General features: G+C 57.0%; 12 protein-coding genes. 7 read left to right on the forward strand and 5 right to left on the reverse strand.

Annotated features, from left to right (window positions below):
- The first annotated feature begins 565 nt into the window (after positions 1-565).
- From B2R17_RS07210 to B2R17_RS07220, 3 genes are all read left to right on the forward strand, one after another.
- Positions 566-772: an addiction module protein gene (locus B2R17_RS07210; RefSeq protein ID WP_286763428.1), complete on the forward strand. Its 207-nt coding sequence runs from the start codon at positions 566-568 to the stop codon at positions 770-772.
- A 1,180-nt stretch (positions 773-1,952) separates the two neighbouring features.
- On the forward strand, positions 1,953-2,234 hold the full coding sequence (locus B2R17_RS07215) for a hypothetical protein (protein ID WP_286763429.1): 282 nt from the start codon (positions 1,953-1,955) through the stop codon (positions 2,232-2,234).
- Positions 2,234-2,698 carry a 3'-5' exonuclease gene (locus B2R17_RS07220; RefSeq protein WP_286763489.1) on the forward strand — a complete coding sequence of 155 codons (465 nt, stop codon included), beginning with the start codon at positions 2,234-2,236 and terminating at the stop codon, positions 2,696-2,698. Before B2R17_RS07215 ends, B2R17_RS07220 begins: the two co-directional genes overlap by 1 nt.
- A gap of 546 nt (positions 2,699-3,244) precedes the next feature.
- Here B2R17_RS07220 and B2R17_RS07225 read toward each other — a convergent pair.
- Genes B2R17_RS07225 through B2R17_RS07235 form a run of 3 tightly spaced genes read right to left on the reverse strand, consistent with a single transcriptional unit; the run spans position 3,245 to position 6,176 of the window.
- A complete protein-coding gene (locus B2R17_RS07225) occupies positions 3,245-4,141 on the reverse strand; it encodes a DUF6528 family protein (protein WP_286763430.1) in 897 nt (298 codons plus the stop codon).
- A 20-nt stretch (positions 4,142-4,161) separates the two neighbouring features.
- Entirely contained in the window at positions 4,162-5,313 is a 1,152-nt protein-coding gene (locus tag B2R17_RS07230) for a 3-dehydroquinate synthase (protein WP_286763431.1), read from the reverse strand.
- Positions 5,310-6,176, reverse strand: a complete 867-nt coding sequence (locus B2R17_RS07235; RefSeq protein ID WP_286763490.1) for an alpha/beta hydrolase — start codon at positions 6,174-6,176, stop codon at positions 5,310-5,312. Before B2R17_RS07235 ends, B2R17_RS07230 begins: the two co-directional genes overlap by 4 nt.
- Before the next feature lie 308 nt (positions 6,177-6,484).
- Between B2R17_RS07235 and B2R17_RS07240 the strand changes: the two genes are divergently transcribed.
- Complete coding sequence (locus B2R17_RS07240; RefSeq protein ID WP_286763432.1) at positions 6,485-7,522, forward strand: aldo/keto reductase; 1,038 nt, start codon at positions 6,485-6,487, stop codon at positions 7,520-7,522.
- A gap of 305 nt (positions 7,523-7,827) precedes the next feature.
- Here the strand turns inward: B2R17_RS07240 and B2R17_RS07245 are convergent, their stop codons facing one another.
- On the reverse strand, positions 7,828-8,391 hold the full coding sequence (locus B2R17_RS07245) for a GrpB family protein (RefSeq protein ID WP_286763433.1): 564 nt from the start codon (positions 8,389-8,391) through the stop codon (positions 7,828-7,830).
- Positions 8,392-8,660: 269 nt separating this feature from the next.
- Between B2R17_RS07245 and purE the strand changes: the two genes are divergently transcribed.
- Positions 8,661-9,179, forward strand: coding sequence for a 5-(carboxyamino)imidazole ribonucleotide mutase (gene purE, locus B2R17_RS07250; RefSeq protein WP_286763434.1), 519 nt, complete (start codon positions 8,661-8,663; stop codon positions 9,177-9,179).
- A complete protein-coding gene (locus tag B2R17_RS07255; protein ID WP_286763435.1) occupies positions 9,176-10,396 on the forward strand; it encodes a 5-(carboxyamino)imidazole ribonucleotide synthase in 1,221 nt (406 codons plus the stop codon). Before purE ends, B2R17_RS07255 begins: the two co-directional genes overlap by 4 nt.
- 220 nt (positions 10,397-10,616) lie before the next feature.
- On the opposite strand, the gene B2R17_RS07260 is transcribed toward B2R17_RS07255, so the two are convergent.
- Positions 10,617-10,925: a hypothetical protein gene (locus tag B2R17_RS07260; RefSeq protein ID WP_236616207.1), complete on the reverse strand. Its 309-nt coding sequence runs from the start codon at positions 10,923-10,925 to the stop codon at positions 10,617-10,619.
- Here B2R17_RS07260 and B2R17_RS07265 point away from each other — a divergent pair.
- The gene (locus B2R17_RS07265) at positions 10,855-15,306 is read left to right on the forward strand and encodes a hypothetical protein (protein WP_286763436.1); all 4,452 of its coding nucleotides are present in this window, start codon (positions 10,855-10,857) and stop codon (positions 15,304-15,306) included. The two genes, B2R17_RS07260 and B2R17_RS07265, sit on opposite strands and share 71 nt — an antisense overlap.
- The last annotated feature ends 1 nt before the right edge of the window (position 15,307 follow it).

Here is a 15,307-nt window from a genome sequence, read left to right on the forward strand (position 1 = left end):
GTCGTAAAAACCTTCCGTTATGCGGCCTACGCTCGATTGAAATCCGATCCATACCGCAGCCCAGCCTCAGCACCCGACGACAACGTCGTTCCCTCGGTCCCGGAACGTGGTTCGCGTTTCATCCGCTTCGCGCTCTAGGCACACCTGACCGCCGTCGTGCTGACTGCGATTGCATTGGCTCACGACTCCGCAACGTGGGTGTGGTCTAATCGGTGGGAACCGGTCCCCGAAGTCCTTCTCATGATCGGACTGCTCGGTTTCATCGCTTGCCCTATTTTGCTGATCGTCGCGGTATTGCGTTCCTCTCTCTCGCCCGCTCGACGGTTGGTGGTGCTCTGTGTTGGCGGCGGGATAGCGTTCGCCCACTTCGTTGCTCTCCTCCCCGGCGTCCAGTAGTTGCCGGCCGCATCACATGGTTTTTACGCTAGGCCTTCGGCACACCGCTGTCGTTTGTCCAAGCGGCCCACCGTTGGTACAGTCTCTCGTAGTCCAGACATCGTTCGCTTCGTTCAGGGCGGTGTCGTAAAAACCTTCCGTGCACGACCTAATCGGTTAGACTGCTGATATGAACACATCAGAACTAAGCGCCCTTCCTGTCAGCGAAAAGCTCCGAATCGTGACGCAATTGTGGGACGAGATCGCGTCGTCGCCTGAGCATATCATGGTGCCGCCTGACGTAATCTGCGAGGCATCCCGGCGATCTGCCGAACTTGACGCTAACCCCTCGGTCGCAATTGACGAGGACGAACTTTGGCGTCGCGTCGATGGCTAAGAAACGGCGTTTTCACCCTTCGGTCGCCGATGACTTGAATTCGCGACCGACTACTACGACGACATCTCTGTCGATCTAGGTAATCGCTTCCGTTCCACTTTTCGCGATCGCCTACGTGACCTGTCGCAACGCCCAGAGTCTTTTGGCTGCGTTCACGGAATCCTGCGTGTGGCAACGGTTCATCGTTTTCCCTATGTCTTGCTGTTCGAGAACCGCGACGAGTTTATCGCAATTCTTGGCGTCTTCCATGCTGCCTCTGATCAGAGTGGTTGGTTCGAGCGTTCAATGTGAAGCAGGGGGCGTGCAACATGGTTTTTACGCTAGGCCTTTGGCGCACCTTCCTTGTTTGGCGACGCGGGCTGGCCTTGGTACAATTTCTGGTAGTTAGGACATCGCTCGCTTCGTTTGTGGCGGTGTCGTAAAAACCTTCCGTTAGCGGACACAATCGATTGGTGATTCCGGCGTTCCATGACCGTACTTCGAAACGTCATCGAGGTCATCATTGTCACATTTTGCTTACTGTTTTACGCCGTCGTTTTCCCGCTCATGCGCTGGGGCCAACGCTCGGCAGCGCGTCGCATCGAGCAAATCACATGTCCGTCTTGCGGCGAGCTGTTTGCCGACATCACCCATGAACTCGCATTCTGCGGTGTTCGGCTGCGACTGACTGCTGGCACGCGCGTGCAATGGGATCGACTCCCCAAATGGCGCGTCACATGCAAATCCTGCGGCAGTGTTACGTGCTTCGACAATGGAAGTCGTGTGACAGCTTGCGACATGTCCGATGCCATCACTCGATCGAGAGGCATGGCGAAACCTAGTTCCAGTGACCGCTAACATGGTTTTTACGTGTGGACTTTGGCACACGTTCGCTCTTTGGTAACCGGCGCTGGCCTTGGTACAATCTTTCGTAGTTCAGACATCGTTCGCTTCGTTCAGGGTGGTGTCGGAAAAAAAATTCCGTTGGGCGACCGGCCGATATCGCGAGTTTGGGTTGTCTGCGGGGGGCATCCGTGTGCGATTAACGCGGGTTAGTTTTCCCAAGAGACTTTGCTGCGCTGAACACTAATCGTCGCTAATCGGGCACTGATCCCGATCACGATGGTGGCTTCGTTGTTGACTGATCGAACAACAAAGTGTTTCTGCTAGAATGTGGTTGCGTCGTTAGGCTGTCTTTCGGTTGGCAACCTCGATCGCGTCAATAGCCCCGGGCTCGTGGTCAGGTCGTCTTCGTTTGCATTTGGTCGACTGGTTCGACTTCGGTTTTTGGGAGCCGATCAATACCTTGGTACAGTTGCTTTCCATTCTGGCTCGCTCGCTTCGTTTGGGGCGGAGTCGTAAAGCTTCTTTTGGCAAGTTGCTGATGATGGAACGCTTTCTCGTTGTTGACCTCGAAGCAACCTGTTGCGACGACAGCTCGTTTCCCCGTACGGAAATAGAGATCGTTGAGATTGCGCTGTGATGGTTTGCTCGTCGACGCACCAGCCGCTGGATGAGTTTCAGGCCTTCATTCAGCCAGTGCTTCATCCAAAATTGACCGGATTTTGCCGCGAACTCACAAACATCTCGCAAGCACAGGTTGATTCTGCCCTGAGGTTCGCAGATGCATTGGCAAGCTTCCTCGATTGGGCGAACGGTTTCGCTCCGTTCGTGTTGTGCTCTTGGGGCAACTACGACCGCACCCAATTCGAGTCTGACTGGATTCAACACAATGTCGCCTATCCGTTTGGCGATCGCCACATCAACCTCAAGGCGGAGTTTGCCAAAGCGAATGGTCGTCGCAAAAAGCTTGGTGTTCCAGCTGCTTTGCGTTCCGTCGGTTTGACTTTTTCCGGTTCGCACCATCGCGGCATCGACGACGCTCGCAACATCGCTTCCTTGATTCCGTGCATCTTCCCGCCCTCTTCCAACGTGGGCGGCAGTTAGGCAGGTCGGCACGAGTCTTTTGGCATTTGAATTGTTTCGGGAAGCGTTATTGCTCGTGCGTACAACCCAGGCGAACGCTGGACTGCAAAATGTTTGGTGTTGTGGCGCACTGTGGTTGCGCAAGTTTTCATCCCGGGAGGGATACCAGAGGGTAGCCGTCGGTAAGCGATAGCGTCACCGACGGACACGGAACGCTCACGTCGCCACTCTTCATCCCGCCGTGGCCGAGGGCCACAGCGGGATGAAGAGTTTTTTTTGGGGACTCGTTTTCCGGGGGTGCGCTGCTACGCAGCGACCCCCGGCTACCCTCTGGCATCCCTACCGGGATGAAGAAATACAGAAGCCGGATGGAAAATTGCATCCGCTATCAGAGCGTCGCTCGCAAACGTTTCGCATTCCAGGCCGACGCCCAAGCGGCTCACTTGGTTGTGTTTGATGATTCTTGCCGACTTGTTTCGCAACAGGAGAAGGAGTGTCGGATTGAAATGGTGAGGTTTCTGTCTTGTGTTCCGTGCAATCACAGGCTGGAAGCCTATGCCACTTGCCTCAGTAGCTGAAGTCGGCGGGTTGCCACCAGCGGGCTTTGTAGAATTTCGATCCGGCGATGGTGTGTCGTTGTTTGGATTCAGTTGGCTGCGCGGGGATGATGGAGTCGCTTTGCCAGTTGGCGCCGACTTCGGTTCTTTGCGGGTCGCTGATCCAAATGGAGCCATCGGCGTGCTGGCTAGCACTTTTGATCCATTTGAGGTCGGACAAAAGTTGGAAGGCTTCGGTTTCGATGTCAAACAAATACAACGCGTCGTTGTTGCTGACCAGGAGTTTGGGGGCCGTTCGCAATGGGAACAAATCATGACCGGTTGGTGATTGCGGCAAGGCGTATTGCTGGTCCAGCGAGAGTTGCCGGTCGCGGTATCGAAACCGATAGAGCTGGTCGCCGAGAACCCACAGGCATTGGCGTTCTTTGTCCCAGGTCACACCGTGGGCGTAGGGCAGTTCCGTGTCGACAAAGTCATCGGCGGAGTGATGCAGGCGTAGCATGCCATGGTTGCTGTTGACGGTGGCGATCGAGCCGTCTGGAAGGAGTTCAGCGGAGTGGCAACTGCTGTAGCTTGGGTAGTCTTTGATCAGCTTTGAATCTCGGAAGCTCACCAGTCGAACGCGTCCGTGGTAAGCGGCGAGGATGAAGACCTCCCCGTCGATTTCGACTCGTTTCGCATCCGTCGGGATGTATTCGCTTGGCGGGGATTCGGACGCTGGGTAGGACCAGAGGTCAGCATCTTTCGCGAATGGATCGACCAGTCGGATGCGGTTGTCGGCTTGGTCGGCACAGAGGATCGCTGGGGTTTGAGGTGAAATGCCTGCACGACCGCCGTCGTCGGCTGGCTCTTTCGCCTGAGTGAAGTTGGCCAACAGAACCAGGAAGGCAATCGACAGGGCTTTCATGGTCGTCTCGTCGCTGTTGGTCAAACGGGTTGTTGTTTGGCAATATCACGCAGTTCGTCGATGCAGGATTTCATGACCGGAAGGTCGATCTCGTGCACGTTGATGGCCTCGCCGGGGTTCTTCAGCATGGTGACGGTCAAGCGACCACCAAGGTGTTGGCGGAACTCTTCGAGGCCTCGCAGGACTTCGTCGGGTGTATCGAGTTGGTCGCACCAGAGCGGCGTGCCCAGGTCAGCAAGGGTTTGGCAGACGGCATGAGCCAACGGCGTGGGGAACCCGAATTTGCGGGCTGAGTACAACGTGTCGAGAGCCACTCCAATTCCAACCGCTTCGCCGTGTCGAAGAGCGTAGTTGGTCATCGGTTCCATTCGGTGGGCGGACCAATGTCCGAAGTCGAGCGGGCGAGCTTCGAGTGCTTCGAACGGGTCGCCTCCTGCGGTGATGTGTTCGAGGTGCAATTGGCACGAGCGTGCGATTGCTTCCTTGGAAACATCGGCCACGCGCCGGCGCAGTTTGCTGGCGGATTTTCGTAGGTAGTCGAAGAAGGCCGCGTCTTTTAGCAGGGCGACTTTGACGGCTTCGGTCAAACCAGATCGGAAGTCGCGATCGGGAAGTGTTTGCAGGATCGCGGTGTCGTTGAAGACTGCCCATGGAACGGCGAAGCTGCCGATCCAGTTTTTCTTTTCGAAGTAGTTGATCGCGTTCTTTACACCGACACCCGAGTCGGCTTGCGCGAGCGTGGTCGACGGCAAGCGGATCAGACGCACGCCTCGGTGAGCGATGGCAGCCGCGAATCCAACGGCGTCCAGGACGGCACCGCCGCCGGCGACGATGATGTAGCTGCGTCGATCCAGGTCGTGTGAGTTGATTGCGGCGAGCAGGTCCCGAAGGGTGTGTTCGGAGTTTTTGCAGGATTCACCACCGGGCACGATCATCGGTTCGCGAACCAGCCGCATTCGATCGCTGGTTCGCATCTGGTTGATCAGCGCGGTGGCAAATTCGCCGCCCTCGAGGTTGCTGTCCAAGCAGAACAGAACCTTCGGCGCGGAGCTGTCACTTTGTTCGCCGTGCAGGACAGATTCCAAGACAGTAAAGTCACCTTGGGACACGTCGTCGGTCTGTCTTAGGCGATGAACAAATTTGACTTCGAATGAGATGTCTTGGTCAGTCACGGCGTCAACTCTTTCCATCCGCGCCACAGCCAACGCAACGAGTCGGGGAAGATCGAGCCCCCGTGTTTTCCGTTGTGGCCGCCCTCTCCGTAGACAAACTTGTAATCGTATTCTTGGAAAGCCAATGCGGCCGCCATTTGCTGGTTGGCCAAGGGCCAGTTGCCGTGGCTGTTGTCCAGGTCGCCGCTGCCATCTTGCAAGAAGACTCGAATCGGTTTGGGAGCCGATTTTCGAATCATGGCGGGGTAGTTATGTCCACCGCGAATGTTGACGAAGCTGCCGATGTGCGACATGACTTTTCGAAACGAGTCGGGGCGGAACCATGCGACCGAGAACGCACAGATTCCGCCAGAGCTGTTGCCGCAGATGGCTCGCAGATCGGGGTTGTCGGTGATTTTGTATTGTTCCTGAATTTCAGGAAGCAGTTCGTTCAGCAGGAACTCGGCGTAGTCTCCTGAAACCGTGTCGTATTCGAAGGCTCGATTGGATGGTGTGGGTTTCCATCCTCGTTTGGGTGGCAATTCACCTTTGTGGCCTGGGTCCACCATCACGGCGATTGTGACGGGCATGTCGCCGGCGGCGATCAGGTTGTCAAACACGGTGGGTAGGCGGAAGTCGCCACCGGGGCCTTCGAAAGTGTGGCCATCTTGGAAGACCATTAACGCGGCGGGTTTGGTCCCGTCGTATTGGGCCGGCACATAGACGCTGTATCGACGCCGGGTGCCTTCGAAGATTTTGCTATTCGAAAACTCGTGCTGGGTCACCGTGCCTTTGGGAACGCCTTCCTTGGGATTGGAGTCGGCGGACCATGTGTAGGTTTCTTCCGCTGCGACGGTGATCGTTGTGAGGGGCAACGACACCATGAGTGCGGTCAGGAAGATGCCGATTGACGTGAGGCGACGAGAGGTGGGGTGGACCTGCGATGCGGCAGGTGGGCGAGAACGCTCTTGGGCGAAGATCATGCGGATTTGGTTCTTGCGGGGCGGGATTTTGGCGGGAAACGACAAGGATAAAGGCGGGAAGCGGCCAATGGCAGCTCATGCAGGCGGGGTTTGACGACGAACGGGCATGTGGTGGGATTCCAATGCGGTTTAAGCTAAAACCTCCGCCGTCGAAGAAAGACCCTTCGAAAGACCGAACAGTGTAACCCAATTTTCTCGGTGGATCAGTCGTGCAACAGCGTCGTTTAGGAAGCAGCGGAATTGTCGTTTCTGACATTTGCATGGGAACGATGACATTTGGAAGTTCCTGTGACGAGTCGACCAGCCACGCGATTTGCGATCACGCGTTTGATGCTGGGGTCAATTTCTTCGACGCGGCGGAGATCTATCCGGTCCCACCAAAAGACGAAACCTTTGGCGTCACCGAAGAGATTTTCGGTCGGTGGCTGAAAACCAAACCTCGGGATTTGGTGACGGTCGCTACCAAGGTGACGGGACCCGGACATGGATGGTTCACGCCGCCGGTTCGGCACGGTCGGACGACGTTGGACCGCCATCAGGTTATCCGAGCCTGTGAAGATTCACTGCGTCGTTTGGGTGTGGAAACCATCGATCTGTATCAGATCCACTGGCCCGATCACGGGATGCCCTACGAAGAAGTCCTGGAATCGCTGACTCATCTTCGCCGCACCGGAAAAGTTCGTGTGATCGGATGCAGCAATGAAACATCATGGGGATTGATGAAGAGTCTTTGGGCGGCCGACATTCACGGCGTTGATCGGTATCAAACCGTTCAGAATAATTTCAGCCTGATCAATCGCCGCTGCGAGAACGAGTTGGCTCAGGTTTGCCGCCGAGAGAACGTGAGTTTGTTGCCGTACTCGCCGCTGGGCGGAGGAGTCTTGACGGGTAAATACGAAAACGGACCGCCACCGGGAGGTCGTTTTTCGGAGTACCTGCAGACGGGGAATGATCGACAGAAGGCGATGGCTCAACGTTTCGTCAACGATCGCACCATTGAAACCGCGGTTCGGATGCACGAGATCGCTGAATCGATCGGCACGACGGGAACGGCGTTGTCGGTCGCGTGGAGCAAGCAACATGATTTTGTCGCATCGACGATTGTGGGTGCCACATCGATCGAGCAATTGAAAGAGATTCTGGTTGCCGATGACATGATTCTCGATGACGAAACGATGGCACGAATCGACGCGGTCGAAGTCGAGATCCCCAACGCGATGACGGAAGACGGGCTGCGACGGTTGTAGGGAACTGGGGTGGCGGGCAGATTGATTGGAGGGCGGATGGATAGCAGGATTAGGCGAAACCATGTGAGTTGTTGAGGCGTTGCCCTCGGTTCCACCACGACGGAACCGGGGCGGCCCAACGAAAGGCTTCCCAGAACCGCTAGGACCGCCCCCGTTGGGGCTTTGTAATCTTAATCCCGCCAACACCCAGGGGGTTGCCCTGGGCTGGTATAGGGCTGCCCCGTTGGGGCGAAGTCGTGGAGTAAAACCTGCGCAGTCCAAGTCAGTGCCGCAAGACTCAGTGCCGCAAGACTTTTGCTGGGATGCTAAGGACCAGAGATTTGGTCTTCGAGTTTTGAGAAGACTGCCGCTTTGTCTTGTTCGTATTGGTCTGGATCGCCGCCGCTTTGTTTCCACCGGTCGACTTTGGTGCTTTCGAATCGCAGGGCTTCTTCTGGATTGGCTCGCAAGTAATCCCGCACTTGAACCATTCGTTCGTGGGCGGGATTTCCCAGGACCATCAAAAGGACTCGGTGGGTGGTCTCGCCGTGGCGAGGCTTCTGCAACACCAGTGATTGGTCCAGCCAAACAGGCGTGTCCACGACTCGATAGTTGAGGCCTTCGATGTGCAGGGAGGCTGCGTCGAGGCTGGAAAGGTCCGTGACGAGAGCCACGACATCGATGATCGGTTGGGCGATCAAGCCGGAAATGGAAGTGCTGCCCACGTGGTCAATTTGTGTGACGTGACCCTGGCAGGATTGCAGGAGGCTGCTTCGGGTTTGTTCGAATTCCTGTTTCCACCGGGCATCGTGATGCATGAGCCGAATGGGGGCCGGTCCTTCGGGATCCAAGTCGTCCCACGGCGTCAGGTCGAATGGCGGCGATGTCATGGACGACTCAGGCGAATGAGTGGTTGCGGGAAGAGGAGGACGGAAGACGATCGCCGGCGGTCAATGGGCCCGCCTTCAATGGGCCGGCGATCAATGGTCTGGGGCGGTTCGAAGAGGGGCAATTCATCGCGGGGAGTCGTTGCGGTATAACCCGTGGCAGATTGATGGTGTGGTCGGTGCCGGTTTTGCCCTTGAGGATGGAACGCTTTCCAGCCGGATGGCACTGTCGCAACCGCATTGTTCCAGATGATTCGTATTCAGAGTAGCTGATGACTAACCAAGACGATTCCGCGACCGATTCGCCTGTGCCTCGTGTTGGCGTGATCATGGGCAGCCGCAATGATTGGGACACTATGTCGGCGGCCTGCGAAATGCTGGATCTTCTAGGTGTCGAGCATGAGCGATCCGTCGTTTCCGCTCACCGCACGCCCGAACGCATGTTCAAGTACGCTCGATCGGCCGCGGATCGCGGATTGAAAGTCATCATCGCGGGAGCCGGTGGTGCCGCACATCTGCCGGGAATGGTCGCTTCGGAAACGGTTTTGCCAGTGATTGGCGTGCCGATTCAGAGCCGAGCCTTGCAGGGATTGGATTCGTTGCTTTCCATTGTGCAGATGCCGGGCGGAATTCCGGTCGCGACAATGTCGATCGGTGTGGCGGGAGCGAAGAATGCGGGCGTGATGGCGGCTCGTATTTTGGCGACCCATGACGACGGACTCCGCGGTCGTCTCGAAGCATTCGTTGCAAAACAGCGTGACGACGTGATCGCATCGGCAGAGCTTCCATGAGTGGCAACCAAGCATCCGAAACGGAACAAGCTGCCGTCTCTAAGCAGGTCATTCTGCCCGGTGCCACGATCGGTATGGTCGGCGGCGGACAACTGGGACGCATGTTTGCTATGGCGGCGGCTCGCATGGGATATCGCGTCGGAGTGTTCTGTGGCAGTAGCGACGAACCGGCGGCCGAGGTGGCTGCGTTCACCGTGTGCGGACCACTGACGGATCACTCGGCGATCGAGGCATTCGCAAAGCGTTGCGACGTGATCACGCTGGAGTTTGAAAACATTCCCGCCGACACGATCGCGGCCTGCAGCAAACACGCCCCGACCTATCCGGATGCATCCGTATTGGCGATGGCTCAAGATCGCTGGATCGAGAAAACGACGCTTCGCGAAGCAGGGATTCCCGTGGCCGGATTTGAACCGGTACAGGATCGCGAAACGGCGATTGCCGCTGGCGAAAAGTTGGGTTGGCCGATCATCGTCAAGACTTGTCGAAGCGGCTACGACGGCAAAGGGCAGCATCGTTTGAACTCGCCAGATGACGCTGCGAACGTTGAATGGGCCGGAGCCGAGAGCGGCGGCGATGGCCAACCGCCTTGGGTTGCCGAAGCGTTGATTCCGTTTGAACGAGAAGCGTCGGTGATCGTGGCTCGAACGCTGGATGAGCGGGTCGAGACCTTTCCGGTCTTTGAAAACGATCACCAAAATCACATTCTGGATGAAACAAAACTTCCCGCCGAAGTATCGCCTGAAATGCAAACGCAAGCCCGCGAAATCGCGAAACGGGTGGCGGAGCATTTGGGGTTGGTGGGGCTGTTGTGCGTGGAATTGTTTGTGACGAAGGACGAATTGATCGTCAACGAGGTGGCGCCGCGGCCTCACAATTCGGGGCATGTGACAATCGAAGCGTGTGCGACCAGCCAGTTTGAACAGCACGTCCGTGCGATCTGTGGATTGCCGCTGGGCGACACATCGATGGTCGTTCCGGCGGCCAGCATGTTGAATTTGCTGGGTGACATTTGGGTGGCCGCTGAGTCGAATGGAGCGTCGCCCAACTGGGAAGCGTGTTTGGAGACTCCCGGTGTTGCGTTGCATTTGTATGGCAAGCACGCGGCACCAGCGGGACGCAAAATGGGGCACCTCACCGCAGTCGGAGGCGATTTGCCAGAGGTTTCCGAGCGTTTGCGGTTGGCTCGCGAGCGATTGCTGAACGGGTTGGGGTGAGCTGAGCGGGCTCGACTGAGCAGGCAGTCTTGTCAGAGCGAATGTGAACGAGCTGGTTTGTTCGCTGCGCTTGCGAGGGTTGTTTCGTTCGTGATTTTGGCCCGGAAATCGCGTTTCTATCCCTGCGAAGCCATTGAGAACCCGATTGCGGCGGACTGCTGCGGCGTTTCGCAACAAGTGTTGCAGAATGCTACACCCTACAATCGGAATTCTTGGCGGGTCACCAGCCGTTTGAAGCGGTTTTTTCGTGGAAATTGCAGTTTCCAGAAATAGACTGAGTGGTCTGCGCATGGCTTTTCGCCGTCTCGTCCCGCGTCTTTTCGCCGAGAATCACGATGAACCTGCCACCCGACGCATCCCAGCATCTCTCCTCTGGTCCCCACTCCTTCTCTGAGTTGTCGATGAAGATCTTTTCCACTTTTGGCTGCAAATTGTCGGCCTTGTTGACGTCGGCGGTCATGGCGACCGCGGTATCGGCGGCAGCGCCGCCGGCGACCGATTCCCAATCAGTTTCCTCCGAAGCGACCATTCGCGTCGTCGCTCACACCACGGACGAGGGCGTTCAATCGATCGCAGCTTCGATCCAGCCTGGTGCTGAGGACGCCATGCTTCGTGCGGTACGACAGTCCGCCGGTGACGTCGTCATCGTCGTCGACACGTCGGCCAGCCAAGTGGGAGCTTATCGTGAAGACGCTTTGAAAGCTCTTCGTGCTGCATTGGATTCCGTCAGCGAGCGTGACGTACGCGTGGCTTTGTTTGCCGCCGACGTGCAAGCGAACGAGCTGACCGGTGGATTTGCCGCTCCTGGCGACAGCAATTTGGCATCCGCGACCGCGAAATTGACTTCGCGATTGCCGCTGGGCAACACAAATCTGGTTTCGGTTTTGGACACCGTCCGAGCATCGTTGACCGGTCGTCCTGACTCGCGAACTCGTTCGATCGTTTACATCGGCGATGCCGCTTCGATCGATGCGGCTCAAAACCTTTCGCGTTTTGAGAACCTGATCGATGCATTGCGAAACGATCACATCGCGGTTCACTCGGTCGCAATTGGTCCGACAAAGAACGTGGAAATGATGGGCGTCTTGGCGAATCAAACCGGTGGTGTTCTGGGGGTCGTGGGGACCGACGCAACGCCAGCCGAGATCGCTGATTTGGTCGCTGACGCGGCCGTGATGTCGCCGATCTGGATTTCAGAAATCAAATCGGACGCAAACATCGACTGGGTTCACGGCAACCGTTTGCCGCCTCTGCGATTGGATCGCGATTCGATCTACCTGGGACAACTGAAGTCGTCCGTTGAAGAAGTGTCGATCGACTTGGTCGGTGGCACGCTGAACAGCGACATCCAAATCAAAGCCAACTCAGGCGTGGAGTCGGGCAACCTCGACTTTGCTTTCTTGACCGGTTTAATCGAACAGCACAAAACCGCTCGTGGATTGTTGTTGGCAACCGCTGGTTCGCCGATGCTGCGACAAACGGCTCAAGCGATGACGGCACGTGCTGAATCGTTGGCCAACGCCGCCACCATGGCGATGCAACAAGGCAACATGCGAGGTGCTCGTGCGGTTGCTTTGGAAGCATTGCAAGCTGACCCGAACAATGCGGAGGCGAAGGCTGTCTTGAAGATGGCGACTCCCGAAGGCAAGCGATTGATCTTGCAGAACGGTGACGACAACCCATTCGACGACATCTTTGGTGGCGGCGGTGACGCGGCCTCTGACAGCCCATTCGGTGCAGAGCCCGCCGCTGGGGACGATATCTTCGGTGCCGCGGCTGACGATGCACCGGCAATGGAGGCTCCCGCCACGGAAGCACCTGCTGCAGAAACTCCCGCTCCCGCAGCACCGGCGGTTGACGCCGCTCCTGCAGCTGACGCTGGTTTTGGTGCTGACGACGATGTCTTCGGTGCTCCCGCGGATGTTGCACCAGCGAATCCTGCTCCTGTGAACCCAGCTCCAGTGAATCCCGGGGCAGCCATGGGTGGCGGAGGTCAGTTCAATGGCGGCTTCGGGCCTGTCGTTGGCGACAACGAATTGCGAGAAGACGGTGGCGATTTGTTGGGTCGTTTCGAACAACTTCGTTCACGTGAAGAAGGTCGTCTGCGAGGCGAAGTCCGCGCTCAATTGCGTGAGGCACGTCGCTTGATTCGCCAGGACCCTGTCGGTGTCGCTGGCAGTTTGAAAAGCCTTCTCTCGCGTGTCGAGACGACGCCTGATATCGATCCACAATTGCGTCGTGAATTGCTCGGCCAAGTTCGCTCGGCGATCCAGATTGCCAGTGCTCGTGAAGCCGACTTCCTGGAGCAAGAAGCCAACCTTGAGCAGCTCGCAGCGGGTGCAACCGCATCGGCTCGATTGCTGCAAGAAACCTATCGACGTGAAGATCGTTTGAAGCGTCTGTCGTCACAGATGAATGCTCTGATCGACGAAGGTCGCTACACCGAAGCCGATGGTGGCGTTTCTTTGGAAATGGCAGCCTTGGCTGGTGACACGATCACCGATGACAGTGTTCTCGGACGTCACGTGACCGATGAAACGCTCGCATTGCAAACGTACGCTCGTGACCGTCGTTATCGCGAACTGCGTCAACGCAACTTTGTAGACGCGTTCTCGTTGGTGCTGAAGGCAGCGGTTCCTTTCGTCGACGATCCACCGATCGTTTACCCCGAAGCTGAGACCTGGCAGCGTCTCAGCCGTCGTCGTATCGAACGCTACGGTTCGATCGAGTTGGTTGGCGACAGCGAAACGGAACAACGCATCGAAGCGAGTTTGTCTGATGAGGTCTCATATCCCTTTGTCGACACACCGTTGAACGATGCAATTCGAATCATCAGCGAAGACCGTCAAATTCCAATCCGAATCGACACCTTCAGTTTGGAAGGTGAAGGTTTGTCCGAGGACATCCCAGTGAACATCTCGCTGGAAAACGTTTCGCTTCGATCGTTCCTGCGATTGATGCTCCGTGATCAGAACTTGACTTACATGATCAAGGATGAAGTTCTGAACATCACCACCGTGACCGCAGCCGAAGACAACTTGGTCACCAAGGTTTATCCCGTCGGTGACTTGGTCGTGCCAATCGTCAGCCTTGGTGGCATGGGCGGCGGCATGGGCGGCGGCATGGGTGGCCGCATGGGTGGCGGCATGGGCGGCGGCATGGGCGGCGGCATGGGCGGCGGTGGCATGGGAGGCGGCGGTATGGGCGGCATGGGAGGCGGCGGCGGTATGTTCGTCGTTCCTGATGATGCTTCGCTCCGCTCCAAAGCCAGTTCGTCAGCAACCGCGACTAGCCCGAAGTCATCCGATGCTGATGTGGTCGAAAACATCGACCGTGCGATCCGCCTCGACATTCCAGAAGGAAAGTCGTTGGATCAGGTCTGGTCAGAGCATTTCGCCAGCTGGAAAGTCGAAACCGCTCGGGATCTAACCATTTTGGATCGTCGAGTTCGTGCCACCGTGTCGCAGCTGAACGTGAAGGCTTCGGCAGCAGAAGAAGCCGGTGACAAAGCGGCCGCGAAGAACCATTTCAATGAGATTCGTGCGGTCATCGCAGGTGCCATCTCGGCCGGACACATTCAACCGTGGATGTACCAGGCTTACGCGTTGTCGTTGGCGGCCACCGATGCACCCGATGCCGAAGTCGAGCGGGCATTGCTTTCTGCTGCTGACTTTGCCGAAACACCGGAAGATCTGCTGAACGCTGCAGCTCGTCTGGAAGACATGGGACAGCTCGCTGCCGCGATGAAGCTGTGCCGTCAAATCTCGGCCACTGACGTGGACCGTCGCGAACCTTACGTGATGGGACTTCGGTTGGCAAAACGTTTGGATCAACCTGCCGACTTGGCTTGGGCTTGCGAGGGTGTCTTGGCCTTGGCCTGGAGCGATAAGTTCCAGCCCTTGGTCGAAGAAGCTCGTTTGTTGGCTCGTGCGACTCATCAAGAGTTGCTGGCCGAAGGTGACAGCGAGTCAGCAAAGCAGTTCAGTGAAGCACTTCGTCGTGCCGCGTCTCATGACGCGATTGTGCGAGTGAGTTGGACTGGCGATGCTGACATTGACTTGGCCGTTGAAGAACCATCGGGAACGGTTTGCTCATTGGATTCGCCTAACAGCACCAGTGGCGGCACATTGCTCGGCGACGCCTACCCAGGTGCCGGCGATGATGCCACCGGACAGGTATCGGAAACTTACTTGTGTCCTAAAGGTTTTTCAGGCGAGTACCGCGTGTTGCTGCGTCGTATTTGGGGCAACGTTTCGACCGGCAAAGTCACCGTTGAGATTTTGACTGATGTGGGACGTCCTGAGCAAAAGTTCATTCGTCAGGACATTCCATTGATGGAGCAAAACGCATTGGTGATCTTCGAGGTCAAAGAAGGTCAACGTGAAGAAAAGCTCGCCGAAGCTCAGGTAGAGCATTTGGCTGAATTTGGACGCAATGTCGGTCACGAGATGCTTGGGCAGTTCATTGGCCCAGCTGCCGGTGGTGGCCTGAACAATCAACCCGCCAATGCACTTGGTGACAATCGCCAATTGCTGCAAGAGTTCTTCAGCGATTATCCATCGTTGATCCCAGGAGCAACAGGCGGTGCGATCGGAACCGGCGGAGTGAACGGTGTCAATGGATTCAATCCACAGGGTGGCGTCGGTTACATGCCGGTTATTACTACGTTGCCTGAGGGTGCTTCATTGACCACCTTGGCAATTATCTCCGCTGATCGACGTTATGTGCGAATCAGTCCATCACCAGTGTTTTCTCAGATCAGTGACGTCACGACCTTCAACTTCGTTACTGGCGATACAGGTGCTGGAGGTGGTGCCGGTGGCGGTGCTGCAGGAGGCGGTGCCGGTGGAATTGGCGGTGGTGGTGCTGGCGGCGGAATCGGCGGAGGTGGCGGCGGATTTGGCAACTGAG

The organism is Rhodopirellula sp. UBA1907, assembly GCF_002337565.1.
Classification (GTDB): domain Bacteria; phylum Planctomycetota; class Planctomycetia; order Pirellulales; family Pirellulaceae; genus Rhodopirellula; species Rhodopirellula europaea.

Coding starts and splice junctions, on each gene's coding strand:
- B2R17_RS07235 (WP_286763490.1), bottom strand. CDS start 6,176: ATGGTGTCGTTGCCCCTCACAACGATCACCGTCGCAGCGGAAGAAACC.
- B2R17_RS07245 (WP_286763433.1), bottom strand. CDS start 8,391: ATGACATCGCCGCCATTCGACCTGACGCCGTGGGACGACTTGGATCCC.
- purE (WP_286763434.1), top strand. CDS start 8,661: ATGACTAACCAAGACGATTCCGCGACCGATTCGCCTGTGCCTCGTGTT.
- B2R17_RS07260 (WP_236616207.1), bottom strand. CDS start 10,925: ATGGTCGCTTCGGAGGAAACTGATTGGGAATCGGTCGCCGGCGGCGCT.
- B2R17_RS07265 (WP_286763436.1), top strand. CDS start 10,855: ATGGCGACCGCGGTATCGGCGGCAGCGCCGCCGGCGACCGATTCCCAA.
- B2R17_RS07225 (WP_286763430.1), bottom strand. CDS start 4,141: ATGAAAGCCCTGTCGATTGCCTTCCTGGTTCTGTTGGCCAACTTCACT.
- B2R17_RS07210 (WP_286763428.1), top strand. CDS start 566: ATGAACACATCAGAACTAAGCGCCCTTCCTGTCAGCGAAAAGCTCCGA.
- B2R17_RS07255 (WP_286763435.1), top strand. CDS start 9,176: ATGAGTGGCAACCAAGCATCCGAAACGGAACAAGCTGCCGTCTCTAAG.
- B2R17_RS07220 (WP_286763489.1), top strand. CDS start 2,234: ATGGTTTGCTCGTCGACGCACCAGCCGCTGGATGAGTTTCAGGCCTTC.